The 26288-nt window shown below is 69.3% G+C and carries 22 protein-coding genes; 8 read left to right on the top strand and 14 right to left on the bottom strand.

Translation table 11 applies throughout. The features are described 5' to 3' along the window. Nucleotides 1–22: 22 nt before the first annotated feature. Nucleotides 23–1018 carry an aldo/keto reductase gene (locus FV242_RS02350; RefSeq protein WP_147937813.1) on the bottom strand — a complete coding sequence of 332 codons (996 nt, stop codon included), beginning with the start codon at nt 1016–1018 and terminating at the stop codon, nt 23–25. Between the two features lie 120 nt (nt 1019–1138). On the opposite strand from FV242_RS02350, the gene FV242_RS02345 reads away from it, so the two are divergent. After that, nucleotides 1139–2062, top strand: coding sequence for a LysR family transcriptional regulator (locus FV242_RS02345; RefSeq protein ID WP_147937812.1), 924 nt, complete (start codon nt 1139–1141; stop codon nt 2060–2062). Nucleotides 2063–2085: 23 nt separating this feature from the next. Then, a complete protein-coding gene (locus FV242_RS02340; RefSeq protein ID WP_187278310.1) occupies nt 2086–2529 on the top strand; it encodes a lasso peptide biosynthesis protein in 444 nt (147 codons plus the stop codon). Nucleotides 2530–2547: 18 nt separating this feature from the next. Here FV242_RS02340 and FV242_RS02335 read toward each other — a convergent pair whose 3' ends face one another. From FV242_RS02335 to FV242_RS34295, 3 genes are all read right to left on the bottom strand, one after another. Further along, the gene (locus FV242_RS02335; protein ID WP_147937810.1) at nt 2548–3678 is read right to left on the bottom strand and encodes a serine hydrolase; all 1131 of its coding nucleotides are present in this window, start codon (nt 3676–3678) and stop codon (nt 2548–2550) included. A 104-nt stretch (nt 3679–3782) separates the two neighbouring features. Beyond that, entirely contained in the window at nt 3783–4571 is a 789-nt protein-coding gene (locus FV242_RS02330) for an SDR family oxidoreductase (RefSeq protein ID WP_147937809.1), read from the bottom strand. A gap of 268 nt (nt 4572–4839) precedes the next feature. Next, nucleotides 4840–5013 (bottom strand): hypothetical protein, encoded by a 174-nt coding sequence (locus FV242_RS34295; protein ID WP_187193661.1) that lies wholly within the window; start codon nt 5011–5013, stop codon nt 4840–4842. On the opposite strand from FV242_RS34295, the gene FV242_RS02325 reads away from it, so the two are divergent. Continuing rightward, a complete protein-coding gene (locus tag FV242_RS02325) occupies nt 4987–5646 on the top strand; it encodes a response regulator transcription factor (RefSeq protein WP_147908925.1) in 660 nt (219 codons plus the stop codon). The genes FV242_RS34295 and FV242_RS02325 overlap by 27 nt on opposite strands. Nucleotides 5647–5768: 122 nt before the next feature. On the opposite strand, the gene FV242_RS02320 is transcribed toward FV242_RS02325, so the two are convergent. Continuing rightward, nucleotides 5769–6314: a TetR/AcrR family transcriptional regulator gene (locus FV242_RS02320; RefSeq protein ID WP_147937808.1), complete on the bottom strand. Its 546-nt coding sequence runs from the start codon at nt 6312–6314 to the stop codon at nt 5769–5771. A gap of 198 nt (nt 6315–6512) precedes the next feature. Here FV242_RS02320 and FV242_RS02315 point away from each other — a divergent pair, with 198 nt between their 5' ends. Further along, the gene (locus FV242_RS02315) at nt 6513–7100 is read left to right on the top strand and encodes a sugar O-acetyltransferase (protein WP_147937807.1); all 588 of its coding nucleotides are present in this window, start codon (nt 6513–6515) and stop codon (nt 7098–7100) included. Between the two features lie 67 nt (nt 7101–7167). Here FV242_RS02315 and FV242_RS02310 read toward each other — a convergent pair whose 3' ends face one another. From FV242_RS02310 to FV242_RS02280, 6 genes are all read right to left on the bottom strand, one after another. Next, a complete protein-coding gene (locus FV242_RS02310) occupies nt 7168–8640 on the bottom strand; it encodes an NAD-dependent succinate-semialdehyde dehydrogenase (RefSeq protein ID WP_147937806.1) in 1473 nt (490 codons plus the stop codon). Then, nucleotides 8633–10645, bottom strand: a complete 2013-nt coding sequence (locus tag FV242_RS02305) for an acyl CoA:acetate/3-ketoacid CoA transferase (protein WP_147937805.1) — start codon at nt 10643–10645, stop codon at nt 8633–8635. Before FV242_RS02305 ends, FV242_RS02310 begins: the two co-directional genes overlap by 8 nt. A 491-nt stretch (nt 10646–11136) precedes the next feature. Further along, nucleotides 11137–12207, bottom strand: a complete 1071-nt coding sequence (phaC, locus tag FV242_RS02295) for a class III poly(R)-hydroxyalkanoic acid synthase subunit PhaC (RefSeq protein ID WP_147937909.1) — start codon at nt 12205–12207, stop codon at nt 11137–11139. A gap of 127 nt (nt 12208–12334) precedes the next feature. Beyond that, complete coding sequence (locus FV242_RS02290) at nt 12335–13162, bottom strand: poly(R)-hydroxyalkanoic acid synthase subunit PhaE (RefSeq protein WP_147937803.1); 828 nt, start codon at nt 13160–13162, stop codon at nt 12335–12337. A gap of 58 nt (nt 13163–13220) precedes the next feature. Next, nucleotides 13221–14396 (bottom strand): iron-containing alcohol dehydrogenase, encoded by a 1176-nt coding sequence (locus tag FV242_RS02285; RefSeq protein ID WP_147937802.1) that lies wholly within the window; start codon nt 14394–14396, stop codon nt 13221–13223. 43 nt (nt 14397–14439) lie between these two features. Next, nucleotides 14440–16092: an acetolactate synthase large subunit gene (locus tag FV242_RS02280; RefSeq protein WP_147937801.1), complete on the bottom strand. Its 1653-nt coding sequence runs from the start codon at nt 16090–16092 to the stop codon at nt 14440–14442. A 279-nt stretch (nt 16093–16371) separates the two neighbouring features. Here FV242_RS02280 and FV242_RS02275 point away from each other — a divergent pair, with 279 nt between their 5' ends. Further along, nucleotides 16372–17862, top strand: a complete 1491-nt coding sequence (locus tag FV242_RS02275; RefSeq protein ID WP_147937800.1) for a DUF2252 domain-containing protein — start codon at nt 16372–16374, stop codon at nt 17860–17862. A 96-nt stretch (nt 17863–17958) separates the two neighbouring features. Here FV242_RS02275 and FV242_RS02270 read toward each other — a convergent pair whose 3' ends face one another. Further along, nucleotides 17959–18897: a LysR family transcriptional regulator gene (locus FV242_RS02270; RefSeq protein ID WP_147937799.1), complete on the bottom strand. Its 939-nt coding sequence runs from the start codon at nt 18895–18897 to the stop codon at nt 17959–17961. Between the two features lie 52 nt (nt 18898–18949). Continuing rightward, on the bottom strand, nt 18950–20593 hold the full coding sequence (locus FV242_RS02265; protein ID WP_147937798.1) for a GMC oxidoreductase: 1644 nt from the start codon (nt 20591–20593) through the stop codon (nt 18950–18952). Nucleotides 20594–20784: 191 nt separating this feature from the next. Here FV242_RS02265 and FV242_RS02260 point away from each other — a divergent pair, with 191 nt between their 5' ends. From FV242_RS02260 to gluQRS, 3 genes are read left to right on the top strand one after another with little or no spacing between them, the layout of a single operon-like run. After that, nucleotides 20785–22821: an ATP-binding protein gene (locus FV242_RS02260; protein WP_147937797.1), complete on the top strand. Its 2037-nt coding sequence runs from the start codon at nt 20785–20787 to the stop codon at nt 22819–22821. Between the two features lie 53 nt (nt 22822–22874). Further along, nucleotides 22875–23156, top strand: coding sequence for a hypothetical protein (locus FV242_RS02255; protein ID WP_147937796.1), 282 nt, complete (start codon nt 22875–22877; stop codon nt 23154–23156). Continuing rightward, nucleotides 23153–24016, top strand: a complete 864-nt coding sequence (gene gluQRS / locus FV242_RS02250) for a tRNA glutamyl-Q(34) synthetase GluQRS (protein ID WP_246692573.1) — start codon at nt 23153–23155, stop codon at nt 24014–24016. The genes FV242_RS02255 and gluQRS overlap by 4 nt, the downstream gene beginning before the upstream one ends. Nucleotides 24017–24032: 16 nt before the next feature. On the opposite strand, the gene FV242_RS02245 is transcribed toward gluQRS, so the two are convergent. Beyond that, nucleotides 24033–26063, bottom strand: coding sequence for a M23 family metallopeptidase (locus tag FV242_RS02245; protein WP_147937794.1), 2031 nt, complete (start codon nt 26061–26063; stop codon nt 24033–24035). Between the last annotated feature and the right edge of the window lie 225 nt (nt 26064–26288).

Raw genomic sequence — 26288 nt, 5'->3', positions numbered from 1 at the left:
GGCGTCTTCTCCCGGGCCGCGATCACCCCTCCACAAGCGCCAGCGCGGCCTCGGTGTAGCGATTGCCGCTGACCGCCTCCGGGGGCATCGCCGCGTCGATAGCGGCGAGGTCGTGGGCGCTGAGCACGATCGCCGCAGCGGCGGCATTCTCTTCGAGATGGCGGATCTTGCGGGCGCCCGGGATCGGCACGATTCCGGCGCCCCGGCTGAGGACCCAGGCCAGGGCGAGCTGAGCGGGTGTGACGCCCTTGTCGGCCGCCATGGAGGACAATGCGTCGACCAGCCTCTGGTTGGCCGCCAGGTTCTCGGCCTCGAAGCGCGGCAGGGTGCGGCGGAAATCGTCGGCTCCGAGGCCATCGAGGTCTCGAATGGCGCCGGTCAGGAGCCCGCGACCCAGCGGGCTGTAGGGCACGAAGCCGATACCGAGTTCGGCGCAGGTCGGCAGCACCGCGGCCTCCGGCTCACGGCTCCACAGGGAATACTCGCTCTGCACAGCGGCAATCGGATGGACCGCGTGGGCGCGCCGGATCGTGGCCGCGCCGGCCTCGGACAGGCCCAGCGCGCGTACCTTCCCGGCGCGCACGAGATCGGCCATCGCGCCGACGGTGTCCTCGATCGGCACCGCGGGATCGACCCGGTGCTGGTAGAATAGGTCGATCACCTCGACGCCGAGGCGCTGCAGCGAGGCGTCGCAGACCGCGCGGACATGCTCGGGCCGGCTGTCGAGGCCGACGATCCGGTCCCGGCCCTCTCCAGTCTCGGCGATCTTGAAGCCGAACTTGGTGGCGATGACCACCTGGTCACGCACCGGCGCCAGAGCCTTCCCGACCAGCGTCTCGTTCTCGAACGGCCCGTACATCTCGGAGGTATCGAAGAATGTGACGCCGAGATCGACCGCCCGGCGCAGCGTGACGATGGCCTCCGCCTCCGGCTGGCCGCCATAGCCGAAGCTCATCCCCATGCAGCCGAGGCCGAGGGCGGAGACGGAGAGTTCGGAACCGAGTCGACGCTGTTGCATGGGATTTTCCTGTGGGTTCTCTCGCGAGTCGCTTGGACGAACCCGTCCCGACTGTGCATCGAGGCCAACGCTTAGGATAATCCGTGCTCTACAGCGCAGCCTGTCCTATCCGGCTCAACAGTGAAACGCACCGATCTCCCGGCCCTCGCGATCTTCGCCGCCGTCGCGGGGCGCCGCAGCTTCCGCGGGGCGGCCCGCGACCTCGGGCTCTCCGTCTCGGCGGTGAGCCACGCGATCAACGGGCTCGAGGCGAGCCTCGGGATCCAGATCCTGGCCCGGACCACCCGCAGCGTCGCCCCGACGGAAGCGGGACGGCGCCTGCTCACCGGACTCGAGCCGGCGCTCGCGGCGATCACCGAAGCGGTCGAGGCCGCCACCGCCTCGCAGCAGCGGCTCTCGGGAACGCTGCGCTTCTCGGTACCGCACTCGGCCGCCGAGATGCTGCTGCTCCCGCTCGCCGTGGCGTTCACGCGCGCGCATCCCGGCATCGCGATCGAGATCTGCGCGCAGGACGACCTGCGCGACATCGTGGCGGAGGGCTTCGATGCCGGCGTCCGGTTCGCTGAGAGCCTGGAGCAGGACATGATCGCGGTCCCGCTCGGCCCCGCTCAGTGCGCGGCGATCGTAGCGTCACCGTCCTACTTCGCGGACCAGCCGCGGCCGCGCACGCCGCAGGACCTCCACGACCACACCTGCATCAACCGTCGCTTCGCCGGCGGCGCCCTGTTCCGCTGGGATCTCGAGAAGGACGGCGCGGCCGTGACCGTCTCGGTCTCCGGAAGCCTGATCCTGGACGACATGGGGCTGATCGCGGAGGCGGCGCGGATGGGCGCCGGGCTCGCCTACGTGTTCGAGGCGCAGGTGACGGACGACCTCGCCTCCGGCCGGCTGGTCCGCGTGCTCGCGGATTGGTGCCCGCGCTTTCCGGGCTTTTTTCTTTACTACCCAAGCCGTCGGTTGATGCGACCGGTGCTCCGGGCCTTCCTCGATTTCGTCCGGGCCGAGGCCGCGGACGACCGATCACGGGTCCGAACCTTCGCATGAGGTCGAGTGATGAACCAGTTCCAATGATCGAGCTTCATCGGATCGTGCATGCGGCGCGGGTCTACCTCGAATTGCACTGGCCCGCGTGGCATGCGCGATGGGGGCCGCCGCCTCCGGCCTGCGCATCACAGTGGACCTGCGTCCGATCCAGTCTGTTCATTCAAAAATCGCTCGCTCACGCCAATATCTCTGCCGTGATCGTCAGTGGTGTTCCGACGTCCAGAGATCGATGCGGCTTCTTTGACGGGCTGACGTGGAACAGCCATGCTTGGGTGCGTACCAACCAAACAATCGTCGATGTGACAGCCGATCAATTTGCGGCCGCAGCCGTCATCATCACGGCGATCAGCGACGGTCGCTATCGAGAGGGTATCGGAACGGAAGCTCGACTTCCAGTCGGAACATCGCCTATCCGCGCTGTCGATGCTATCTGGCCGACCTGGGTCGAAGTCATGCGCGGCATCTGACCGTTGCGCCGATACCGTTTAGTCTCGCACCGCTCCGACGAGCCGCGATAGAAAGCTGTCCAGGGCCGCCTTGTCGATCCAGCGCAGGACGGCGACGAGGTCGTGGTCCGGATCGACCCAGATCACGTTGTTGCCGGCCCCGAGCGCACTGAACGCGGACTCCGGCAGTTCGGGCTTGGCGGTCGGACCGCGGTTCAGCCACCACAGGTAGCCGTAATTCGCGAGCGTCGGCGACGGGGTCAGCATCGCGCGGATCCACCGCTCCGACAGGAGCCGGCGTCCGGCCCAGACGCCGCCGTGGGCGATCAGGAGCCCGAAGCGCGCATGGTCGTCCGCGCCGATGAACAGGCCACCGCCCCAATGGCCGCCACCGGGCACCGACTGGATCCGGGCCCCATCGATCTCGACCCAGGCGTTGTCGTAGCCGTGCCACGCCCAATCGTGGGACGCTCCGATCGGCTCGAAGATCCGCGTGCGCAGCACCTCCGGCAACGCGCGGCCGAAGCGGCGCATCAGGCAATACGCCAGCAGGTTGACCCGCACGTCGTTGTATTCGTAATGGCTGCCCGGGGCCTGGAGCGCGCGACGCTCGCCCTTGCGGCTGTTGTCCGCCCCGGGACCGATCTGGCGGAAATGATCGACCTGGTCGGACTTGCCGAACAGCGTGCCCTGCCACTCGCTCGATTGCTGCAGCAGGTGCCGCCAGGTGATCGCGCCGTTCCGCGGACCCTCGAGGAGAGGATCCGGGACGCTGTCCCGAACAGGCGCATCCACGTCCGGGATCAGCCCGTCATCGTGCGCGAGCCCGGCCAGGACGGCCAGATAACTCTTCGCGATGGAGAAGGTCATGTCGGGTCGCCGTGTATCGCCCCAGGCGGCCACGCGTCGGCCGCCCTTCAGGATCACGCCGGCCGGGCCGCCCCGCGGTCGCACCGGCCCGCCGATGTCGCTCCAGGGCCCGCGCTCGTTCCACTCGACCAGGCCGACATAGCGTCCGTCCGGGTAGTAGAGGCTGCGCGGCCAAGGGCTCTCGTTCGCCTCGGCATAGGCGATCGCCTCGGCCAGGGCCGCGGCATCGAGCCCGGCGGCCTCGGGCCTTAGGGTCTCCCACGTCTGCGTCGGACAATACGGCTCGGTCCCCTGCGTCACGCCCGTTCTCCCGTCGGCACCGGGTGGTCATAGCACCGACGGACGGGCACGCATGCGCCGCGCCAGGGCGTTCCCTGGTACGTCCTGGCGATTCGCCCCGGATGTCAGCCCGCGGCCCGGTAGCGCTCCGCGGGTTGGACCTGGCCGAGATTCGGGATCATCGCGGTCCGCGCCCGATCATACGCGTCCCACTGCGCGGCGTCGGGCAGGGGCGGGATCGTCACCGGCTCACGGAGGTCGAAGCCGACCAGGGCGGCGTCCACCAGGGCGCCCGTCTCCATCACGGCCGGTAGGCTGTTCACGTCGAGTCCGGCGCGCTCCCAGATCTCGGTGCGGGTCGCCGCCGGCAGGACCGCCTGGACGTAGACGCCCTTCGGCCCGAGCTCGGCGTGGAGCGCTGCGCTGAGATACTGCACGAAGGCCTTGGTGGCGCCGTAGACCGCCATTCCGAATTCCGGGACGAAGCCGACCACCGAACCGATATTGATGATGGCGCCTTCACCGGCCTCGGCGAAGCGCGGGGCGACCGCAGCGGCGAGGCGTGCCGGAGCGGTTGTATTGAGGGCGATCAGCGCCGCGACTTGCTCGGGATCCTGGCCGACGAAGCTGCCGGTGAGCGCCGCGCCGGCATTGTTCACCAGCACGCCGATCCGGGCATCCGTGCGCAGGCGGGTCTCGACGGCGGCGAGGTCGGCCGGACGGGTCAGGTCAGCCCGGAGGATGTCGACCGCGACGCCGGCCTCCCGGCGCAGGCGCTCGGCCAGCGCCCCCAGGCGGTCGGCGTCCCGGGCGACCAGAACGAGATCGTGGCCGCGATGGGCGAAGCGGTCGGCATAGACCGCACCGATGCCCGACGAGGCACCGGTAATCAGGATGGCAGGCTTGCTGGACATGGGCTCGATCCTTACCTTTTACATGATCATCATCATGTATCGCAAACATGACGATGATCATGTAAAGGGTCAAGCGAGCCTCGTTCCGCGGGCGTGAGATTGCGCACATGAAGGTCGACGGCGCGCCGAGTGCCGGCGCGCCGCGCAGCTTGGCGGACCGGTTCCCGGATCCGCCCGACCGGCTGAGCTCGGCAGCCAGATTGCGTTCATCCCGGCCCCGTCGCGCACAGACCAGCGCCGAGATCGATCGGGTCGCCCTGACCAGGCCTTACCGGTGAAACCGCGCCGCGCCGCCCGGATCGGCGGCGGTGAGCGGCCTCCTCCTCGGCCGCTTGCGCCCCGGCACCGCATCGATCAGGTTTCCGATGTCCCAAGGGTCCCGCATGCGGATCTCGAGCGAGGAACCGCTTCGACCGTGCAACTCCTGATCGTCGACGACCATCCGCTGTTCCGTGACGCCCTGGCGGCCACGATCCGCCTCGCCCATCCGGACGCCGTCCTGCACGAGGCCGACGGGATCGAGGCCGCCTGCGCGGTGCTGGCCGAGAACCGCGGCATCGACCTGACGCTCCTCGACCTGTCCATGCGGGGGGTCACCGGCTTCGACGGCCTGATCACGGTCCGGGCCCGCTTCCCGCGCATCCCGATCCTGATCGTGTCGGGCCACGAGGACCCGCGCATCGTCCGGGAGGCCCTGCAGCACGGAGCCGCCGGCTTCGTGCCCAAGGCGATGGACAAGAGCACCCTGACCCGGGCGATCACCGAGGTGATGAGCGGCGCATTGTTCCTGCCCCCCGGCTTCGCAGAGGCGAGCGCGCCGTCGCCGCATGCCAAGAAGGCCCCCCTGGCCGAGCGCGTGGCCCGGCTCACGCCGCAGCAATTGCGGGTGCTGATGATGATCCGCCAGGGCAAGTTGAACAAGCAGATCGCCCATGAGCTTCACGTCGGCGATTCCACCGTGAAGGCCCATGTCTCGGAGATCCTGCGCAAGCTCGAAGTGATCAGCCGGACGCAGATCGTGATCGACACGGCATCACTGGATTTCGACCAGATTCACAACACGCAACCGGCCTGACACCGCGCATTCCGCCGTCGAAGCCGGCTTTGCGGCAGGGAGCCGCCGGGGATGCGCGCCGCGTAAAAGCCGCGACAGGCACCCGGACGTAACGCGATGGCGCCGGGCCGGGCGCATCGTCCTCAGGAGGCGACGCGTTCGACCAGAGCGCGGACATCGGCGCGATCCATCGGCTCCGGATCCACCGAGCGGTGAATCGACAAGCCCTCGATCAAGGCATCCAGGGCCTTAGCCACGTCGGCCGAGAAATGTTGCCGGAGTGCCGCACGGCTCTTCTCCATCCAATCCTGCATGACGCGGCGCAGCGGCGGGTTGCGGGCGGCGAAGGCGTAAAGCTCGTAGCTCAGCAGCATGGTCCGCGGGCTCGCCCAGCTGTCGTCCACGATGAGGTCGACCACGGCCTCGCAGGCCTCATGGCGATCCGCGGCCTCGGCCAGCCGCTCGGTGAAGCGCGCCGAGACCGTGTCGGCCAGAAGGGTGAACGCCTCGGTCAACAGTTCGACCAGGCCGGTGAAGTGGTAGGTCATCGAGCCGAGCGGCACGTCGGCCGCCGCCGCGACCCGGCGATGCGTCGTCCCGGCGACGCCGTGCTCGGCGATGACGTCGAGGGTCGCCTGCACGATGCGGGCGCGGCGGTCCGGGTCGTAACGGCGCTGGGACGAGGGCACGCGGGGCTCCTGCACGCGATTTCCAGACGAGATCCCTGGACGAAATTTCTGGGCGAGATTCGTTGGCAAGATTCCCGGACGGGCGGGAATTGGCATTCGCGTCCGATGCGTACATATGTACGCATCGTTGGACCGGACCGGAAGGGCTGGCCGGGACCGAGCCCGCATCGCTGCGGAGCTTGAACGGGGAGAATGCCGATGCGGACCGAGCGGGACAAGATGCTGGCGGGGGAACTCTACGACGCCCTCGATCCCGAACTCGCCGCGGGCCGCATCCGGGCCCGGGATCTCTGCCAGTTGCTCAACGCGTCAGGCGAGGCCGACGCGGATCACCGCCGGGACCTGTGCCAGCAGATCTTCGCGGCCGGCGGCGATACGGTCTGGATGCAGCCGCCGTTCTTCTGCGATTACGGCTCGAACATCGAGCTCGGCGAGCGGGTGTTCTTTAACTTCAACTGCGTGATCCTCGATGTCTGCCGGGTGCGGATCGGAAGCTTCACGCTGTTCGGCCCATCCGTTCAGATCCTCACGCCCCTGCACCCGTTCAACGCGGCCCTGCGCCGGGTCCAGGAATTCGGGAAGCCGGTCGAAATCGGGTCGGACGTCTGGGTCGGTGGTGGCGCCCTGATCCTGCCGGGCGTCACCATCGGGTCCCGCACGGTGATCGGCGCCGGCAGCGTGGTCACGCGCGACGTGCCGGACGGGGTCCTGGCCGCCGGAAATCCGTGCCGGGTCATCCGGCCGATCAGCGACGACGAGCGGGAGCATTACGCATCCGCGCCCTGACGCGGAGTAGCGATTCCCGCGCGCGAGACCGGATGGCGCGCGGCGCGTGCCATCCGGTCCAACGAATTCACGCGCCGAGGCCGCCGACGCAGAGATACTTGGTGTTCAGGTAATCCTCGATGCCATGGTAGGAGCCCTCGCGGCCCAGGCCGGATTCCTTCACGCCGCCGAAGGGCGCCACCTCGGTGGTGATGATGCCCTCGTTGATCCCGACCATGCCGTATTCCAGCGCCTCGGCGACCCGGAAGGTGCGGCCGAGGTCGCGGGTGTAGAAGTAGCAGGCCAAGCCGAACTCGGTGTCGTTGGCCATGCGGATCGCCTCCGCCTCGTCGCGGAACCGGAACAGCGGCGCCAGCGGCCCAAAAGTCTCCTCCCGGGCCACCGCCATGTCTGGGGTCGCTCCGGTGATCACGGTCGGCTCGAAGAACTGGCCGCCCAACGCGTGGCGATGCCCGCCCGCGACCACCCGGCCGCCCTTCTCGACGGCGTCGCGGATATGGGCCTCGGTCTTCTCCACCGCGGCCATGTCGATCAGCGGCCCCTGGGCGACGCCCTCCTCGATGCCGTTGCCGACCTTCAGGCGGTTGGCGGCCTCGGCCATCTTGTCCGCGAAGGCGTCGTAGATCCCGTCCTGCACCAGGAAGCGGTTGGTGCAGATGCAGGTCTGGCCGGAGTTGCGGTACTTGGCGAGCATCGCGCCGGCCACGGCCCGGTCGAGGTCGGCGTCGTCGAACACGATGAACGGCGCGTTGCCGCCCAACTCCATCGAGACCTTCTTCACCGTGTGCGAGGCCTGCTCCAGCAGCACCTTGCCGACCTCGGTGGAGCCGGTGAACGTGATCTTCTTGACCAGCGGGTTGCCGGTCATCTCCCCTCCGATGGCGCGGGCCGATCCGGTGAGGATGCTCACGGTTCCGGCCGGGAAGCCGGCCTTCTCGCACAGCACGCCCCAGGCGAGGCCCGAGAGCGGGGTCTGCGAGGCCGGCTTGATCACGATCGGGCAACCGGCGGCCAGGGCCGGTGCGATCTTGCGGGCGATCATCGAGGACGGGAAGTTCCACGGGGTGATGGCCGCGACCACGCCCACCGGCTCCTTGGTGACCAGGATCTTGCGGTCACCCCAGGGGGAGGGGATCACGTCGCCGTAGACGCGCCGCGCCTCCTCGGCGAACCACAGCACGTAGGCCGCCGACATCGCGACCTCGCCGCGGGATTCGGTCAGCGACTTGCCCTGCTCGGCGGTGAGGATCTGCGCCAGATCCTCCTGGTTCTCGGTGACCAGGGCGGCGAGCTTGCGCAGCAGCACGGCGCGCTCGTTGGCGGTCTTCGCGCGCCAGGCCGGATAGGCCGCGTGGGCGGACTGGATCGCCCGGCGGGTCTCGTCGGCGCCGGCGTTCGGCACCCGGGCGATCACCGCGCCGGTGGCCGGGTTGGTGACGTCGATCGTGCCGGACCCGGCCTTCGACCATTCCCCGCCGATCAGGCAGGATTCGACCAGGAGGCTCCGGTCCTTCAGGGTGAAAGTGTCGGACTCAGGCATTCAACGGTTCCTTCGGCGGCTGCGGCCTGTCTGGCTGAGACAGATCCGTCCGCGGCTTGAGGGGCACGCTCTGGGCCGTATTCCTCGCCTGCGCCTCGGCTTTTGTCTCGAAGACATGCGGAGCCAGATCGCGGCTCGCCAACGAGGCACCGAGTTTTAATCGCAAGAACGCGCTCGTCGTGTAGCGCGAAGCAGTCTCGTAGTACCGGTTCTCCAGATAAGCGATCGCCGAGAAATAGGCATCGCTCACTGTCGGGTCGATCTCGAATCCATCGTAATTGGCGATCAGGTGGACCTTGCGACCGATTTCCTGGCAGGCGCGCTCGTATTCGCGGCGCACCAGTTCGACGTCGTCGATAGTCCTGACCTGGAAGCCTTCGAGGTTCGAGAACAGAATGTTGCGTTCCCGGTCGTAGCTGATCCGCTCAGACAGGGAGAGCCCGAGGAGCCAGGGCTCCAGCCCCATGACGGCATCGCGGAACAGCCGCGGATCCATGGGCTTCGGGTCCTGCACGATCGGCGTGAACCCCATCTGCCCGAGGATGTCCCGCGCGATGTCGATTCCCGGGGCGACCTCGGCCAGCTCCATGCCGGCCTTGGTCCGGCGGAACACGCAGCGCTCAGTCACGTAGAGCACCGGCTGGCCACGCTCGGCCGCGTAAGCGCCCGAGAAGGTCACCTGCTCCACGGCGGCGATGAACTTCCGGGAGCGTCCCTCGGTGACGATCCGGATGCCGTCGCCCTCGACGACCACCTCCAGCCCGTCGGCCGTGAAGGTGCCGGCGAACACCAGGCTCTTGGCGTTCTGCGAGATGTTGATGAAGCCGCCGGCGCCGGCGAGCCGCTTGCCGAAGCGGCTGACGTTGACGTTGCCCTCGGCGTCGCATTGCGCGAGCCCCAGGCAGGCGAGGTCGAGGCCGCCGCCGTCGTAGAAGTCGAATTGCTGGTTCTGGTGCAGCACCGCCGCCGGGTTGAGGGCGGCGCCGAAATCGAGCCCGCCCTGCGGCAAGCCGCCGATCACTCCGGGCTCGGCGGTGAGCGTCAGGTATTTCAGCACCCGCTCCTCGGCGGCGACCGCCGCCACCCCCTCGGGCATGCCGATGCCGAGATTGACCACGCCGCCGGGGGGCAGCTCGAAGGCGCAGCGCCGTGCGATGACCTTGCGGGCATCGAGCGGAATCGGCGGGATCCGGTCCAGCGGCACGCGCTGGCGACCGGTGAAGGCGTGGTTGTAGGGCGTGCCGTAGGTCTGACGGTGGTTCTCCGGCTGGCTCAGCACCACGCAATCGACCAGCACCCCGGGCACCTGCACCTCGCGGGGGGCCAGCGAGCCGGCCTCGGCCAGGCGCTCGACCTGGGCGATGACGAAGCCGCCCGAGTTCTTGGCCGCCATGGCGGCGGCGAGGTTGTCGAGGGTGAGCGCCTCGCGCTCCATGGTGATGTTGCCGGCCGGGTCCGCCGTGGTGCCGCGGATCAGCGCGATGTTCACCGGAAAGGCCTTGTAGTGCAGCCAGGACTCGCCGCCGAGCTCGACCACGCTGACCAGGTCCTCATGGGTGACGGCGTTGAGCTTGCCGCCTTCGAGCCGCGGATCCACGAAGGTGCGCAGGCCGACCTTGGTGATGTGGCCAGGCGTATGCGCGGCGATCTCCCGGTAGAGATGCGACACGACGCCGAGCGGCAGGTTGTAGGCCTCGATCTCGCCGTCGATCGCCATCTTCGCCAGCTTGGGCACCAGCGCCCAGTGACCGCCGACGACGCGACGCACCAGCCCCGGGATCGCCAGCCGGTTGAGGCCGCGCTCCTTGCCGTCGCCGGGCGCGGCGGCGAACATCAGCCCGAGCCCATGCGGGCCCTGGCCGGCCTCGAACCGCCGGGCCAGAGCCAGGATCAGCTCATCCGGCGTACCGATGCCGACGAAGCCCGAGACCGCGACCATGTCGCCGTCCTGCAGGATGGCGAGCGCCTCGTCGGCGCTGACGATCTTGTTCTTCAGGCTGCCCATGCGGTTATCCTCGGAGCCTGGAATTGAGAGCGCCGCGCCAAGCGCGGCGATCATTCGACCGGTCGATCCTACCCACCGCCCTCATCCTGAGGTCCCCGGCGATCGCAGACCGCCGGGCCTCGAAGGAGCCTTCCAGGGATCGCAGCGATTTCTGGAGGGCTCCTTCGAGGCGGCCGCTGCGCGACCGCACCTCAGGATGAGGGAGAGCTTTGGATCGACCGGCGATACAAACCCGCAAGATGGCGCGAGATCCGCGCGGTTTCCCTCCCCCTACTGCGGGGGAGGGTGGGCCGGCCGTCAGGCCAGGTCGGGAGAGGGGAGCGCGGTATCCAGAGAAGTCGCGCCGGAAGCCCCATCCACTACTGTCGCGCTGCCTCTCTCCCCTCCTGCTGCGCAGGGTACCCTCCCCCGCAGAGGGGGGAGGGGGATAAGCGGCGCGCCTCTCATCCACGAACGTGCACCCGGCAGCTCCCCTGTCGCGGCGCATCACCCTACCCACGCGCACCCAGCCAATCGGCGATGCCGGAGCCCAGCAACTTCTGCGCCTTGCCGCCGACGAAGACGCCGACATGGCCGCCGGGCAGGCCGAGCTCGGTGTAGTCGTCGGTGCCGATCTTGTCCTTGAGCGCTTGCGACGTCGCCGGCGGGATGATGTGGTCGTCCTGGGCGAAGACGTTCAGCACCGGGCAGGCGATCCGCTTCAGATCGACCGTGCGGCCGCCGAGCACGAAGGTGCTCTGGACCAGCTTGTTGTCCTGGTAGAGATCCTTGAGCCACTGCTTGGCCGCCTCGCCGGGATGGTCCGGCCGGTCGGCGATCCACTTCTCCATGCGCAGGAAGTTCAGGAACTTCTTCTTGTCGTCGAGGGCGTCGAGCAAGTCCAGGTTGTACTTCGTCATGGTCCGCATCGGCGTCATCATCGAGAACACCGAGCCCATGAACGCCCCGGGCAGCGAGCCTTGCGCATCGATCAGGCGGTCCACGTCTTCCGGCGACAGGGAGCGGGTCCAGACGTTGATGAAGCCGTGGCCGGCCCGGGACTCGCGGGTGTCGGCGTGGAAGTCGATCGGCGTGATGGTCAGCACCATCGCGTTGACGCGCTCCGGGTAGAGCGCCGCGTAGCAGGTGGTGAAGACGCCGCCCTCGCAAATCCCGAGCAGGTTGATTTTTTCGCGCCCCGCCGCTGCTCCGATGAAGGCGACGCATTCGGCGAGGTAATCGTCGACGTAGTCGTCGATGGTGACGTAGCGGTCGGCCCGGCCGGGATTGCCCCAATCGACCACGTAGAGGTCGAGGCCGAGATTGAGCAAGTTGCGGACCAGCGAGCGGTCCTCCTGCAGATCGGCCATCGTGTAGCGGCCGATCAGACCGTAGACGATCAGCACCGGCGGCAGGCCCTTGCTCTCGGCAAGCGGCCGGTAGCGGTAGAGCGAGACCTTGTCCTGGCTCCAGACCAGGTCCTTGGGCGTGGTGGCGATCTGCACGTCGGCGTCGCGCACGTCCGCGAACAGCTTGGCACCCGCACTGATGCGGCGGCCGAGCTCGGCGACCTCGGCCATCATCTCGGCGGGTTTGAGCGGGAGCGGCGTAGTCGGAGCCTTCGGGGCGGCCCGGTCCGCTCCCCCCTTGTCGGCCATGCCTTCGCCGGCCATGCCACCGTCACCCATGCCCTTGTCAGCCATGCCCTTGTCAGCCATGCGCGTCCTCCGTTGCCGGCGCGGCGGTGCCGTTGGCCCTAGAGGCCCGGGCAGCCTCCCGGCGCTCCCGGCGCAGGGCCCGGACTTCCCGGCGCAGCTCGGTCAGGCTCTTGTGCACGTCGTCCAGTTCGGCCCGGGTCGGCTGCCCGTAGAAATCCGACAGGAAGGCCGAGAGGTCCTGTTGGGCGAGCCGCAGGTCGGTCGATGCCTTCAGCACCACCCGCTGCGAGGCCAGGAACGCCTCGGAGCGCTGGACATCCAGCAGCACCGCGTTGGCGGTCTCGGTCCAGCGGGTCATCATCTCGCGGGCGGAGCTGAAGCCCTCGCCGCGCTCGGCACGGTCATTGGCCTCCTTGGCGAAGGTCCCGGCCGCCCGGGTCCAGGCCTCCAGCATCACGGCCTGGTGCTCGGCCTGCGCCCGCCGCAACGCCGCCCAGGCGGTGAACAGCGCGCCGTAGCGCCGCTCGGTCTGCCACAGGTCGGCGAGCTGGGGCCCCTCGGACATCCGCGTCAAAGCCGCGTCGAACTCGGCCGAGCCGCCGAGCCAGGCCTGTGGATCGAAGATACGCGCCAGCACCGCTCCGGCGGTCGGGTCCGGCGCTCCGGCGCCCCCCTGCAGCGATGTGGTCAAAGTCTGCGACAGGGCGGTCGCCGAAGCCCAGGCCTGGGCGAGATGACTCTGCGCCGTGGCGAGGCTGGAGAGATCGGTCTGCGGCGGGGTCGGCCACGAGAAGCCCGGCGCGGCCCCGGGGGCGAAGAAGCCGGCGCCGGCACGGGTCCAGAACTCGCCCATCGCCTTGAACGCGTCGAACTGGTCCATGACGGCGCACCTCCTCGCGGTTCTCCGGCCTCCTTGGCGGGCCGGTTGTCGGGCCGTTTCAGGTCGCTGGGCGCGCCTCGCCAAGCGCCTCGCTGTAGATCGCGTAGGCGTCGTCGTAGGTGACCTCGCGGGGATTGTTCACGAGGAGCCGCGTCTGCTTCATCGCGTCGGTGGCCATCCGCTCCAGATCCTTCTGCGCGACACCGACCTCCGCGAGCGAGGCCGGGACCTTGCAGTCGCGGCAGATCGCGTCGAGGCTTTCGACGAAGCGTGCGGCCGCCTCGGCCGGCGGGAGATCGGCCGCCGCCGGATCCAGGATCGGCGCCAGCTCGGCGTAGAGCGCCTCCGCGTGGGACAGGTTGAAGCGCATCACCCCCATCAGCACCAGGGCGTTGGAGAGCCCGTGCGGCACGTGGAAGATCGCGCCGACCGGATAGGCCAGCGCGTGCACCGCCGCCACCGGCGCGTTGGCGAAGGCCATGCCGGCGAGCATCGAACCGAGCAGCATGCCGGAGCGCGCTTCGAGGTTGCGGCCGTCCGAGCAGGCGGTGCGGATGTTCGCCGAGAGCAGGGCCAGGGCCTGCTTGGCGAGCTGATCCGAGATCGGGTTCTTCTTGTTCTTGCTGGTGAACGCCTCGATGGCGTGGACCATGGCGTCGATGCCGGTGGCCGCGGTGACGTGGGCCGGCAGGCCCAGGGTCAACTCGGGATCGAGCACCGCCCAGTCAGGCAGCAGTTTCGGCGCGACGACGCCCTTCTTCTCGGTGGTCGGCGTCGTGACGATCGAGATCGGCGTGACCTCGGAGCCTGTCCCGGCGGTGGTCGGCACCAGGATCAGCGGCAGCCGGTCGCCCTTGGCCAAGCCGACGCCGTAGATCGAGTCGAGCGGCTCATCGGACTTCGCCAAGTAGGCCACCAGCTTGGCGGTATCGAGCGCCGAGCCGCCGCCGATCGACAGGACGAGATCGGTCCCGAGTTCCCGGGCCCGCTTGGCCGCCGCCTCGATCACCGTGGAGGGCGGGTCGGCGACCACGTCCTCGTAGACGTCGATGGCGATGCCGGCCGCCGCCAGCGCCGCCTCGGCGGCCTCGGTCAGACCGGCCTTGCGCACGCCCTTGTCGGTGACCAGCAATACGCGCTTGGCCCCGAAGGTGCCGACGATCTCCGGAAGTTTCTTCGCGGCGCCGGCCTCGAACAACACGTTCGGGGTTGTCTGGAAGGTGAACGGGTTCATCGCGCTGCCCTGTTGTCGTGCCGGGATCGATTCTGCGACGGAATCACTCGGCCGGCTCGAAATCCTTCACCTTCTCGCGCAGTTCCTCAACGAGAACACGCGTGTTCTCCGAATAATCGATCGGTACCGCGACCAAGTGCACGCCGCCTTCGGCAAACGCCCGGTCCAGGGTCGGGACCAGGTCGTTGACGGCCTCCACGCGGTGGCCCTTGGCACCGTAGGCCTGCGCGTAGAGGACGAAATCCGGGTTGCCGAAGGTCATCCCGTAGTCGGCGAACTTATCGACCGCCTGCTTCCAGCGGATCATCCCGTAGGCCGAGTCGTCGAGGATCAGCACGACCAGGTTGAGCTTGAGCCGCACCGCGGTCTCCAATTCCTGGCTGTTCATCATGAAGCCGCCGTCGCCGCACACCGCCATGACGCGGCGGTTCGGGTAGAGCATCGCCGCCATCATGGCGGAGGGCAGGCCCGCGCCCATGGTGGCGAGCGCATTGTCGAGCAGCAGCGTGTTGGCGACGTAGGTGCGGTAGTTGCGGGCAAACCAGATCTTGTACATTCCGTTGTCGAGGCACACGATCCCGTCCTCCGGAATCACCCGCCGGACGTCGCGCACCAGCCGCTGGGGCGTGACCGGGAAGCGGTCCTCGCCGGCCCGGTCGGCGATGTGGTCGAGGATGTGCTCGCGCAGGTGCAGCAGGGCGCCGGCGTTCGGCAGCTTGCCCTCCAGCTTGTCGGCGAGGAGCTTCAGGGTCGGCCCGAGGTCGCCCACCACCTCGGCGTCGGGATAGTAGACCTGCTCGACGTTGGCCGGCATGTAGCCGATGTGGAGCACCTTCTGGTCGGCCTGGCCCATGAAGAAGGGCGGCTTCTCGATCGTGTCGTGGCCGATCGCGATGATCAGGTCGGCCTTGTCGATCGCCTCGTGTACGTAGTCGCGCTCGGAGAGTGCCGCGGTACCCATGTAGAGGCTGGTGCCGCTGGCGACCGTGCCCTTGCCCATCTGGGTGGTGAAGAACGGGATCTGGGTGCGCCGGACGAAGCCGCCGAGGTCGCCCGTGGCGCGCGGCCGGCTGGCGGCGGCCCCCAGCATGACGAGCGGCCGCTTGGCCGCGAGGATCATGGCGGCGGCCCGCTCGATCGCGGTCGGGTGGGCGACCGGGATGTCGATCGGATGCGGCGGCACGACGTAGGCCTCGGCCTGCTCGGCGGCGATGTCCTCCGGCAGCTCCAGCAGCACCGGCCCGGGACGCTCCTCGGTGGCGACCCGGAAGGCGTCGCGGACGATCGTCGGGATCGAGGAGGCCGAGACGATCTGCCGGGCCATCTTGGTGATCGGCTTCATCGAGCTGATCACGTCGACGATCTGGAACTTCGCCTGCCGGGAGGACAGGATGCCCTTCTGGCCGGTGATGATGATCATCGGCATCGCGCCGAGGTGGGCGTAGGCCGCGCCGGTCGAGAAGTTCAGGGCGCCCGGGCCCAGCGTCGAGAGGCACACGCCCGGCCGGCCGGTGAGACGGCCGTGCGTCGCCGCCATGAAGCTCGCCGCCTGCTCGTGACGGGTCAGCACCAGCTCGATCTTGGAGGTGCGGAGCGACTCGACGACGTCGAGGTTCTCCTCGCCCGGAATGCCGAAGATGCGGTCGACGCCCTCGTTCTCCAGGGCCGCAACGAGTAGATCTGAGCCCTTGGGCATGTGATGTCCCACTGATGCGGCGCCCGACGGCGCCGTCCGGCCCGGCCCGATCCACGCGCCCGATCCACCGTCTGCACACCGGTGATTCGCACGGTTCGGATCGGGACGGACACCCTTCGAATAGGCGACCGGTTAGAGGACTGGCCTGTAGTGTGGTCAAGGGCCGCCGAGGCTGAAAGGTCACAGAGCGGTGCCAATCCTATCGTGTACGTGAATGAGGCCGTCTGGGACCGACCGAGTACGATCAAGGTTGTCGCCTACTCGGTTCGGCGGGGGATCATGGACAAGGTGCCAAACGACGAGACGCGGGCCGCGACGTTGCTTCCGGCCGGCGACGAACCGACCGAGGATGTCGTGCTGGCGCCGCTCGCGGACTTCCCGCGGATCGATCTCCGGGCCGGCGTCGAGCCCTGGGACAAGCGCCGGCAGGCCGGCAAGGCGATGCGCGCGAAGGTCCCGCACCAGGACCACGCGGCCCTGCGCTCGGAGCCGGATCGCCCCGATCCGGTCGGCCTGATCGCGGCGGCCCATGAGGGTCGGCAGGCGCATCTGATCCCGCTGCGGGTCGCCAGGATGGCGACGAGCCCGTTCGCGTTCCTGCGTGGCGCCGCCCACGTGATGGCCTGGGACCTGTCGCGCGGTCCGCGCAGCGGCATCGACGTGGTCATGAACGGCGATGCCCATATCGACAATTTCGGCCTGTTCGGCACCCCGCAGCGCGACATCGTCCTCGACCTCAACGACTTCGACGAGGTCACGGTCGGCCCGTGGGAATGGGATTTGAAGCGGCTCTGCGCCGGGATCACGGTCGCCACGGCCGATGCCGGCACGCCGGCCGAATCGCGCAGGGCCGCCGTGATGGCCGCGGTGTCGGGCTACCAGCGCACGATGCGGCGCCTGGCGCCGCAGGGCTCCCTGGACGTCTGGTACCAAACCACCCGGGCGGATTTGGCTGAACTCGGCGGGATCCGGATGGATCCGGAGGCCCGTTCGGTGGTGCGCCGGTCGGTCGAGAAGGCCCGCCGCAAGAACAACCGCAGCCTCTTGGCCCAGATGGCCGAGCGGCGCATCGACGGCGGTTGGCGCTTCCGGACCGACGCGCCGATCCTGACCCCGGTCGACGAGACCACCCGCCAGCAGGTCGTCTCGGGGCTGGAGCGCTACGCCGAGACCCTGCCGCGCGAGCGGCGATTCATGCTCGATCGCTATCAGGTCATCGATGTCGCCCATCGCGTCGTCGGGGTCGGCAGCGTCGGGACGCGGGCCTATGTGGCGCTCTTGTGCGGGAACTCCGATCGGGACGCGCTCTTCCTGCAGGTCAAGGAGGCGGTTCGCCCGGCCCACGGCCCCTACCTGCCCGGGATGCCGGAGCCCTATGCGGGCCACGAGGGCGAACGGGTCATCTACGGTCAGCGCCTGCTGCAAGCGGTGGGCGACCCGCTGCTCGGCTGGACCACCATCGAGGGCCGTCCGTTCTACGTGCGCCAGATGAAGAACCTGAAGGGCGCGATCCCGCTCTCCGACATGTCCGGGCCGTCGCTCCTGACCTTCTCTTACGCCTACGGGGCTCTCCTGGCCCGGGCCCATGCCCGCACCGGAGACGCCGCGGCGATCGCCGGCTATTGCGGCGGCGGCAAGAACCCGGACCTGCGGGAGGCCCTGGCCGACTGGGCAGCCTCTTATGCGGAGCGCAACGCCGAGGATTTCCGCCTGTTTCGCGCCGCGATCGCCGACGGGCGGCTGGAGGCTGCCGACGATCCTTGCCTGTGATGGACCTCTGAAGGCGCGCGCCGCCTCTGTTCGGCGCACCCGGTGCGCCGCGCGCGATTCTTACGGGACGAAGCCGAAGTCCAAAAGGAATCGCGCTCACAGCATCCCGAAGGTCGGGGCTTCGTTGGCGAGGCGCACCAATAGGTCGCGCAGCCAGCGATGGGCGGGATCGCGATCGTAGGAGGCGTGCCACAGCATCGACACCACCACCTCGTCGAGCGCCACCGGCACCGGGCTGACCGCCAGGGAGAGCGTGCTGGCGAAGGAAGTCGCCAGCCTCGCGTGCATGGTGGCGATCACCGGCGCGGCGCGGACCATGAACGGCACCACGAGGAAGCGCGGCGTGGTCACCGCGAGGATGCGCGAGCGCCCCAGCGCCGCCAGCGCGTCGTCCACGACTCCGTGGGCCGTCTCCCGCAACGAGGTCAGGACGTGCGGGAAACGCAGGTAGTCATCGAGCCCGATCGGCGGCTGGATCCCGATCAGGTCGGCGTTGAACAGAACCACGTAGCTGTCGCGGTAGAGCAGCCGCTGCTTGTGATGCAGTTGCCCCTCGGTGAAGAACCCGATGGCCAGATCGACCCGGTCGGCATCCAGCTCGTCGAGGATGCGAGCCCGCTCGACGGAACGCAGCAGCAGCCGGATCCCCGGCGCGTCCCGGCGCAGCTGCGCGATCAGCCGGGGCCCGATCAGGACCTCGACGCTGTCCGGCAGGCTCAGCGTGAAGCTGCGCTCGACGGTGGCCGGATCGAACCGCTCCTCCCGGTGGACGAGGGCCTGGACCTGCCGCAACGTGGCCCGCAACGGCTCGACCAGTTTCAGGGCCCGCGGCGTCGGCCGCATCCCGTCGGGCGCGCGCGTGAGCAGTTCGTCGTCGAACAGGCGGCGCAGCCTGGCGAGGCTCGAACTCATCGCCGACTGGCCGACGCCGATCCGCGCCGCCGCCCGGGTGACGCTGCGCTCGTCGAGCAGCGCATCGAGGGCGACGAGCAGGTTCAGGTCGATCCGGCTGAGGTCGATATGGTCGATGGCCACGCGCGCTGCGCTCGGTTCGAGGTCGGGTCCCCTCCATAGCAGAGCGCGGCCGTCACGCCGGCACCGGCTCCCGCGGCTCGGTGTGGTCGAACAGGCGCGGCGGAGCGATCTCGTTCCTGGCGCCCATCCGCTCGATCAGATGGTCGGCCACCCGCAGCGCGTTGGCGATGATCGTGAGCGTCGGGTTCACTGCGCCGATCGACGGGAAGAAGCTCGCGTCGGTGACGTAGAGGTTGTCGAGTTCATGCGCCTTGCAGTTCCGGTCCAGCACGGAGGTCGCCGGGTCGTCCCCGAACCGCAAAGTCCCCGCCTGGTGCGCGGTGCCGCCGATCGGGATGTTCTTGCCGAGGTAGAGCGAACGGTCGAACAGGTGCGGGTGCATGTCGGTGAAGCTGCAGATTTCCTGCAGCTTGCGCCGCAGCCGCTTGTGCGCCTCCACGTTGGTCTCGGTGAGGTCGAGATGGACCTTGCCATCCTTGTAGTAGACCCGGTTCTGGGCCAGCGGGACGTCCTCCGAGGTCAACCAGAAATCGACGGAGTGCTTCGCGATCCAGTCGAACGGCTTGTTGGGAAACCATTGCAGGAAGCCCGGCAGCCCCTCGCCGTGGATCTGGGCGCCGTCGGACTTGCCGACCATCTGGATGTGGCCCAGCGGGAAGTCCCAGTCGTCCTTCCGGTCCGGGTCGCCGAAGTAGAAGTCGTTGAGACCGAGCGTCTTCTGGAAACGGGTCGGGTTCGGCACCTTCGAAATAGCCAGCACCGTCGAATTGTTGTGGCGCATGTAGTTGCGCCCGACCTGTCCGGAGCCGTTGGCGAGGCCGTCCGGGTGCCGGTCGCTGGCCGAGCGCAGCAGCAGCAGCGCCGAGGAGAGCGCCCCGCAGGCCACGACGACGAGGTCGGCGGAGGCCTCGAACGGCGCGTCGTCGCGGGTGCCGGCCACGCCGGTCACGGTACGACCGCTGGGGTCGGTGACAAGGCGCTCGACATAAGTACGCGTGAGCAGCGTCAGGTTCGGGCAGTCGCGCAGGGCCGGATCGACCACCATCGTCTGCGCGTCGGACTTGCCGTTGGTCGGGCAAGGGAAACCATCGAAGGATTCGCACTTGATGCAGGGCGAGGTCGACACCGCGCGTCCGTCCTTCTCCACCAGCCGCACGCCGACCGGCAGGTGGAACGGGTGATGCCCGGCATCCTTCAGGTTGTCGAACAGCTGCTGGATCCGCGGCTCGTGGGACACCGGCGGATGAGCGTAGGGCTTGCGCGACCAGGGCTCGGTCGGATCCTCGCCGCGCTGGCCGTGGACGTGGAACAGCTCCTCGGCGGCCTGGTAATGCGGCTCGAACTCGTCGTAGCCGACGGGCCAGGCGGGTGCGATGCCGTCCTCGTGGCGGATGTCCGAAAAGTCCTTTTCCCGGAGCCGGAACAGGACCGAGCCGTAGAATTTCGAATTGCCGCCGACGTAGTAGTGCAGGCCCGGCTGGAAGCTGGCGCCGTCGGAGGAGTACCAGGTCTCCTTGGTCTGGTAGTAGCCGTCGACGATCACCGCCTGGCTGTCCCAGTTGCGCGGCTCGCGCAGCAGATAGTCGCCGCGCTCGATCAGGAGGATGCGCTTGCCGGTCTGCGCCAGGCGCCACGCCATCGTCCCGCCGCCAGGGCCGGATCCAACGACGATCACGTCGTAATGCTCACCCGGCATCAATTCTGTCTCCGTCCGGACGGATCGTCCTGGCAAGCAACTCTTGAGCCCGAATTCGGATCGCGCCAAGGCGATGTTTTGCGGGGCGGCGCCGCGGATGCTGCAACCGGCGGTTAAGCGCTTTTCCCAACGCGACCTTCAGGTTCACCTGCGATCCTGCACCGAGCCGGCCTGAAGCCGGGGAGGCATCCATGGTCGTCAAGGATATCGCGCTCGTGCTGGCGCTGCTCATCGCGGCAGCCCTGGCGCTCGGCCATTGGCGCGCCCGGCGCGGGCGACCGGACGAGGCCGAGGCCGAGCGGCTGCACGACCGCATCTGGCGGATCAGCGAGAGCGAGGACCGCTACCGCGCCCTGGTCGCGGCCACCACCGAGGTGATCGTCCAGCGCGACGCCCGCGGCCGCATCACCTACGCCAACGACGCGTACGCCCTTCTCTTCGGCCGACCGGCGATCGACCTGCTCGGCGCGCAGATCGATCTGGAGATCCTGGAGCGGAACGCCGTCGAGGTCGGGGAGGACGGCGTGCGCCGCATGGAGGCGCAGGTCCGCTCGGTGGACGGGCAGGTGCGCTGGTTCGCCTTCGTGGAGATGCCGGTCGCACACGGCGACGCGATGCACTGGCTGCGGGCCGGGCGAGACGTCACCGCCCGGGTCGAGGCGCTGCGCAGCCGCGACGCCGCCCTCGAACGCGCCGAGGCTGCGAGCGTGGCGAAGTCGCGCTTCCTCGCCACCGTCAGCCACGAGATGCGGACGCCGCTGAACGGCATCCTCGGAATGGCCGACCTCGTGCTCGGCACCGCCCTCGACCTGGAGCAGCGGACCTACGTGGAGGCCGTGCGCACCAGCGGACAGGCCCTGCTCGGGCTGATCGACGGCGTGCTCGACTTCTCGCGGATCGAAGCCGGGCGCCTCGACCTTGCGGCCGAGCCGTTCGACCTGCCGGCCCTGGCCGAGAGCGTCGTGGAGCTGCTGGCCCCGCGGGCCCAGGACAAGGGCATCGAGATCGCCCTCGACGTCACCGAGGATTTCCCGCGTGCGCTCGTCGGCGATGCGGATCGCGTCCGGCAGATTTTGATTAATCTCGCCGGCAACGCCATCAAGTTCACGGAGCGCGGCGGCGTCGGCGTGAGCCTGACTTTCGCCCGCATGCCGGGTGGGGGAGGGGAGGTGGTCCTGGCCGTCTCCGATACGGGCCCCGGCATCCCGGAGGAGCGCTTGCCGGTCCTGTTCGAGGAGTTCGAGCAGGGCGACGGCAGCGCCAGCCGGAGCCACGAAGGCACCGGCCTGGGCCTCGCCATCACCCGCCGCTTGGTCACCGGCATGGACGGACGGATCGAGGCGGATTCGCGCCTGGGACGCGGCTCGACCTTCCAGGTCGTCCTGCCGCTGCCGGACGCCGAGACCGAGCGCGCCGACCCGGTTCCCCTGCCGCGGCTCGAGGGACGGCGCTGCCTGATCGTGGCCGACTCGCCCTACCAGGCGCCGTACCTCGCCCGCAGCCTGTCCCGGGCGGGCGCCGCGACGGTGATCGTCGGAACCCTGGACGACGGCCTCGACGCCCTGTCGGGCGCTGCCTTCGACGCGGTGTTAGCGGACCGGGCGCTGGGCGACGCGGCGGTCCGCCAGATCGCCGACGCCGCGCATGCCTGCGGGGTGCGCTGCAGCCTGGTCCTGCTGTCCCCCTTCGACCGCCGCGGCTTCGGGGCCCCCGGCGCGGCGGGCTTCGACGGATACCTGATCAAGCCGGTCCGGGCCCGCTCGCTATTCGAGCGGCTGCTCGCCCCACCGCCGACGGTCGAATCCGCCGCGATCCAGGCACCGGCCCCGGTCCGAACGGGAACCGGCCAGCGGATCCTGCTCGCCGAGGACAACCCGATCAACGCCCTGCTGGCGACGCGTGCGCTGGAGCGCCTCGGCGCCGAAGTCGTCCATGCGGTCGACGGCGTCGAGGCGCTGGAGCAGCTGGCGAAGGCCGGCCCGTTCGATCTCGCCCTGATCGACATCCGCATGCCGCGCCTCGACGGCCACGAGACAGCCCGCTGCATCCGGGCTGCTGAAGCCGCGGGCGAGGGTCTCCGGTTGCATCTCGTCGCCCTCACGGCCAATGCCGGCCGCGAGGACGAGATCGCCGCACGCGAAGCGGGCTTCGACGATTTCCTGGCCAAGCCGCTCAATCTGAAGCTGCTTCCGGGCCTGTTGGAAGACCGGACCGCGCAGGCCGCCTGACCGGGGTACACCCGCGTTGACAGGAGGGCGCAGGCCGCGCCAACAGGACGACCATGTCGACAGCGCCCACCACGTCGCCCGCACCGCGTTCCTCGAACGGCGCCCTTGCTGCCTGGGGCGTCGCGATCCTCATGGTCGCCACGGTCCTGCTCAGCGCGCTCCTGCCCGCCCGCCACCCGGCGCCGGCACGTTCGGTCGCCGACGACCCCGCCTGCCTGGAATGGACCGACGACTGCCGGGTCTGCCAGCGCCTCGCGGAGGGGCCGGCCTGCTCGCTTCCGGGCATCGCCTGCCAGACCGGCACCCCGCACTGCCTGCGTCACCGCGACGGGTGAGGGCGGGCTCGCCGGTCCTCCGCTTCGCGCCGAGCCCGAACGGACGGCTCCACCTCGGCCACGCCTATTCGGCCCTGCTCAACGCCGACCTCGCCCGGCGGATGGGCGGCCTCTGCCGCCTGCGGATCGAGGACATCGATCCCGTCCGCTCGAAGCCGGAGCTGGTGGAGGCGATCGTCGCCGACCTCGCCTGGCTGGGCCTGACCTTTCCGGAGCCGGTGCGGCACCAATCCCGGCACATGGGCGCCTACCGGGCACTGCTCGATGGCCTGATCGGCCGGGGCCTCGCCTATCCGTGCTTCTGCTCACGCGGGCAGATCCGCGCGCAGGCCGCCGCCCAGGCCGGACACCCGCACGACCCCGACGGAGCGCCGCTCTATCCGGGAACCTGCCGCGGGCTCGATCCAGCGATCGTGGCCGAGCGTCTTGCCGGGAACGCGCCGCATACCTGGCGCCTCGACATGGAAGCCGCCCTGCGCCGCGGCGGCGACCGGCTGGGCTACACCGCCTTCGACAGATCCGGCACGCAATGGGTCCAGGCCGATCCAGCGCGCTGGGGCGACGCCGTAATCGCCCGCCGGGACGTACCGACGAGCTACCACCTCGCCGTCGTTCACGACGACGCGGAGGAGGGGATCACCCACGTGGTGCGCGGCCAGGACCTGGAAGCGGCCACCGACCTGCACGTCCTGCTCCAGCACCGGCTCGATTTACCGGTCCCGCGCTACCGCCACCACCGGCTGATCCTGGATCCCGGGGGAGAGAAGCTCGCCAAGTCGCGCGCCTCGCAGAGCCTGGCCGACCTGAGGGCTGCGGGGGTCACGCCCGAGCAGATCCGGGCGCGGCTCGGGTTCGGATGACGGACGCCCAGCTGGTTCAGCGCACGGCGGCGTCGCGTTGCGCCAGCGCCGTAGCGCTCTTCGATTTGAGCATGGTCGCGTCGATCTGCTCGCGCTGGCGCTTGAACTCGCTCAGCATCCGCCCGTCGAGCTCGCGGCCGCGGGGCACGCGAATCTTCATCGGGTCGACGAAGTGGCCGTTGATGATCACCTCGTAATGGAGGTGTGGGCCGGTCGAGAGGCCGGTGGAGCCGAGATAGCCGATGATCTGCCCCTGGCGGACCCGGACACCCTCCTTCACGCCCCGGCCGAACCGCGACATGTGGTTGTAGGTCGTGACGTAGCCGTTCACGTGCTGGATCTCGACCCGGTTGCCGTAGCCCGAGGTCATCTCGGCCCGGATCACCACGCCGTTGCCCGCCGCGGCGATCGGCGTCCCGATCGGGTTCGCCCAGTCTACGCCGGTATGCAGCTTGGCATAGCCAAGGATCGGGTGGCGGCGGTAGCCGAAGCCGGAGCGCATGATGCCGTCCGGGATCGGCTTGCGCAGCAGGAACTTCTTGAGGGAGCGCCCCTGGTCGTCGAGGTAATCGATCGTGCCGTCGTCCGGAGACTGGAAGCGGTAGACCTTGCGGGTCTCGCCCCCGAGCGTCAGCGCCGCGTAGAGCAGGTCAGGCCGGTCGGCGGAGGCCTCGTCGTCGTAGGTGTAGAATACGTCCAGCCCGTCGCCGCTGGCGATGCGGCGCTGGAAGTCGAGGTCGTAGCTGAACACCCGGACGATGTCCTCGACCGTGGCGCGCGGCAGGTCGTGGCGCGCGGCCGTCTCGTAGAGGCTCTGATACAGGCGCGGCCCCGAGCCCGAATCCTCGTCCTCGTCCTCGCCGGCCTCGGCCTGAGGCTGCGACTTGGCGGACGGGGCGTCCTCGGTCGGGGGCGTCACCGAGACGAAGGCGTTGCGGTCGTTGAGCGCCGCGATGCCCTCGATGCCGCTCTCGCCGTACAGCACCACGCGGGTGACCTGGCGCGGATCGCCGGGACGCGGGCCCGGGGCGACCTGCACCCGCATCTGCTGCCCTTCGGTGAGGGCGCCGGTGCGGCTCTTTCCGCCCAGCGCGGCGACAATCGCGCGGATCTGCTCGTCGCCGGCCATGCCGGTGGCCTTCAGGAGTGTCTCCAGGGTGTCGCCCCGCTTGAACGCGACGTCGCGCTCCTCCACGAGCGGCGCCTCGTTCGGCTTCAACTCGACCTTGGCGACCTTGGTGACGTTCTCGGGGACGACCAGCACCTCGATCGCCTTGAACGGGTTGGTGTCTTTGGCGGCGGCGGCCTCCGCGTCGCCGCCGGCGCCCTGCTGGAGCGTGCGCGACAAGAGGATCTGAGGGGCGATCGGGATGGCGGCCCGGCGCCCGGCCTCGGCCGCGATGCGCCGCTCCTCCTCGACCTGGGCGGTGACGTCGTCGTCGGTCAGGGCCGGCGCATTCGGATCGATGGCGGCGTCGGCGAGGTCGCGCTTGACCACCGTGACCTCGGCGCCCGGCGCGTCGGCGGCGGCATCCGGCGCGCGCTCCAGGGGCTCGTCGGAGACGAACTTCATCGGATCGAAGCGCGGCAGATCACCGGCATAGACGCCCGTGGTCATCGACAGCGGGGCGGTGATCCGCACGAAGGCCTTGGCCTTGATGATCTCGCGGTCCCCCAGCCGCACGGTGACCGGCGCGCGAAAGCTCTGCTTGGCGGAGGCGATCATCAGGTTGCGCACGAGCCGGTCGCCCTTGCGGGCGATGTTGGCGCCGCTCTCGCTCGGCTGCGGGCGCGCCATGATGGTGGCCTTCTCCGGGATCGCCGCGAAGGAGACATCACCCTGGAGGGATACGTGCAACGCGGCGGCGATCAGGCCGGCACCAGTAAGACCGGTCAGCGTGCTAGCGCAGAGCCAACGCAAATTGACCGCGCGGCGATCGATCTGGGTCGCGTCGGCGCCGAGGAGATCGAGGGGGGCCTGAACGCCGCGCCCCACGCCAGGGGCGAGGGCGGCAACATCACCGATCTTGAGTCGCTCGCGCTTCACTCGAAGGCCCCGGATAGACGACGGCGCATGGGCCTCCCGCCAGCCTGATGATCCACGGCCGGGCCGATCGCCATACCGCCCGTCCCATTCATGTACGGGCTGCTCATCTCGGGGCGTAGCATGTCCAGATTGAGGCGTCGCGCACGCCAGGTACAGAAGGCCAAGCATCGCCTTCTAGCAAGCAGCGCCTTGTTTGAGAGACATAGCGCCGGGGGAGGGGAGGGG

It is taken from the genome of Methylobacterium sp. WL64, assembly GCF_008039945.1.
Taxonomy (GTDB): Bacteria; Pseudomonadota; Alphaproteobacteria; order Rhizobiales; family Beijerinckiaceae; genus Methylobacterium.
This window is presented reverse-complemented; position numbering and strand designations above follow the sequence as displayed.

Bases quoted from the DNA above. Each gene is read 5' to 3' on its own strand.
- FV242_RS02285 (WP_147937802.1), bottom strand. From the start codon at position 14,396: ATGAACCCGTTCACCTTCCAGACAACCCCGAACGTGTTGTTCGAGGCC.
- FV242_RS02305 (WP_147937805.1), bottom strand. From the start codon at position 10,645: ATGGGCAGCCTGAAGAACAAGATCGTCAGCGCCGACGAGGCGCTCGCC.
- FV242_RS02290 (WP_147937803.1), bottom strand. From the start codon at position 13,162: ATGGACCAGTTCGACGCGTTCAAGGCGATGGGCGAGTTCTGGACCCGT.
- FV242_RS02255 (WP_147937796.1), top strand. From the start codon at position 22,875: ATGTCGACAGCGCCCACCACGTCGCCCGCACCGCGTTCCTCGAACGGC.
- FV242_RS02315 (WP_147937807.1), top strand. From the start codon at position 6,513: ATGCGGACCGAGCGGGACAAGATGCTGGCGGGGGAACTCTACGACGCC.
- FV242_RS02280 (WP_147937801.1), bottom strand. From the start codon at position 16,092: ATGCCCAAGGGCTCAGATCTACTCGTTGCGGCCCTGGAGAACGAGGGC.
- FV242_RS02340 (WP_187278310.1), top strand. From the start codon at position 2,086: ATGATCGAGCTTCATCGGATCGTGCATGCGGCGCGGGTCTACCTCGAA.
- FV242_RS02275 (WP_147937800.1), top strand. From the start codon at position 16,372: ATGGACAAGGTGCCAAACGACGAGACGCGGGCCGCGACGTTGCTTCCG.
- phaC (WP_147937909.1), bottom strand. From the start codon at position 12,207: ATGATGGCCGAGGTCGCCGAGCTCGGCCGCCGCATCAGTGCGGGTGCC.
- FV242_RS02350 (WP_147937813.1), bottom strand. From the start codon at position 1,018: ATGCAACAGCGTCGACTCGGTTCCGAACTCTCCGTCTCCGCCCTCGGC.
- FV242_RS02260 (WP_147937797.1), top strand. From the start codon at position 20,785: ATGGTCGTCAAGGATATCGCGCTCGTGCTGGCGCTGCTCATCGCGGCA.
- FV242_RS02265 (WP_147937798.1), bottom strand. From the start codon at position 20,593: ATGCCGGGTGAGCATTACGACGTGATCGTCGTTGGATCCGGCCCTGGC.
- FV242_RS34295 (WP_187193661.1), bottom strand. From the start codon at position 5,013: ATGGTCGTCGACGATCAGGAGTTGCACGGTCGAAGCGGTTCCTCGCTC.
- FV242_RS02330 (WP_147937809.1), bottom strand. From the start codon at position 4,571: ATGTCCAGCAAGCCTGCCATCCTGATTACCGGTGCCTCGTCGGGCATC.
- FV242_RS02310 (WP_147937806.1), bottom strand. From the start codon at position 8,640: ATGCCTGAGTCCGACACTTTCACCCTGAAGGACCGGAGCCTCCTGGTC.